Annotated in this window: 1 protein-coding gene; it reads right to left on the bottom strand. The window is 67.4% G+C overall.

The window, feature by feature from the left end:
* A partial coding sequence (locus G5B46_RS24100; protein ID WP_165263220.1) for a dicarboxylate/amino acid:cation symporter occupies positions 1 to 1,139 on the bottom strand: 1,139 nt, incomplete at both ends.

Below are 1,139 nucleotides of genomic sequence, written 5' to 3'. Positions count from 1 at the left end.
GCCTTGTCCCAGCGGGCGACGACGACGGTGGCGACGGCGTTGCCGATGAAGTTGGTCAGCGAGCGGCACTCGCTCATGAAGCGGTCGACGCCGAGGATCAGGGCCATGCCGGCGACGGGGACGCTGGGAACGACCGAGAGGGTTGCGGCCAGGGTGATGAAGCCCGCGCCGGTGACGCCGGCCGCGCCCTTGGACGACAGCATGGCCACGCCCAGCAGGGCCAGCTGGTCGCCCAGCGACAGGTGCACGCCGGTGGCCTGGGCGATGAACAGGGCCGCCAGGGTCATGTAGATGTTGGTGCCGTCGAGATTGAACGAGTAGCCGAGGGGCACGACCAGGCCCACGACCGGCTTGGCGCAGCCGGCCTTCTCCATCTTCTCCATCAGGCTGGGCAGGGCCGATTCCGAGGAGCTGGTGCCCAGCACCAGCAGGAGCTCGCTCTTGAGGTAGCGCAGCAGCTTGAGGATCGAGAAGCCGTTGAAGCGGGCCACCGCGCCCAGCACCACCAGCACGAAGATCGCCGAGGTGGCGTAGAAGGTGCCCACCAGGGCGGCCAGGTTGATCACCGAGCCGATGCCGTACTTGCCGATGGTGAAGGCGAAGGCCCCGAAGGCGCCGACGGGGGCGGCCTTCATCAGGATGGCCACCAGCTTGAAGAAGGCGTGGGCGGTGGCTTCCAGGAGGTCGATCACCGGCTGGCCGCGATCGCCGACCAGGGCCAGAGCGATGCCGAAGGTCACCGAGAAGAACAGCACCTGCAGGATCTCGCCCTCGGCGAAGGCCCCGGCCACGGTGGCGGGGATGATGTGCAGCAGGAAGCCGACGATGGTGGTCTCGTGGGCTTTCGCCGCATAGTCGGCGATCTTGTCGCTGTGCAGGCTGGCCGGGTCGACGTTCATGCCCGCGCCCGGCTGGACTACGTTGGCCACGATCAGGCCGACGATCAGGGCCAGGGTCGAGAAGGTCAGGAAGTAGGCGAAGGCCTTCAAGGCCACCCGTCCGAAGCGTCCCAGGTCGCGCATGCCGGCGATGCCGGTGACCACGGTCAGGAAGATCACCGGGGCGATGACCATCTTGACCAGCTTGATGAAGGCGTCGCCCAGCGGCTTCAGGTCGGCCCCGAACTTGGGCCAGAAATG

This window comes from Caulobacter sp. 602-2, assembly GCF_011043625.1.
Lineage (GTDB): Bacteria > Pseudomonadota > Alphaproteobacteria > Caulobacterales > Caulobacteraceae > Caulobacter.
Note: the sequence above shows the minus strand (reverse complement) of the source record. Positions and strands in the feature narration are given on the sequence as shown.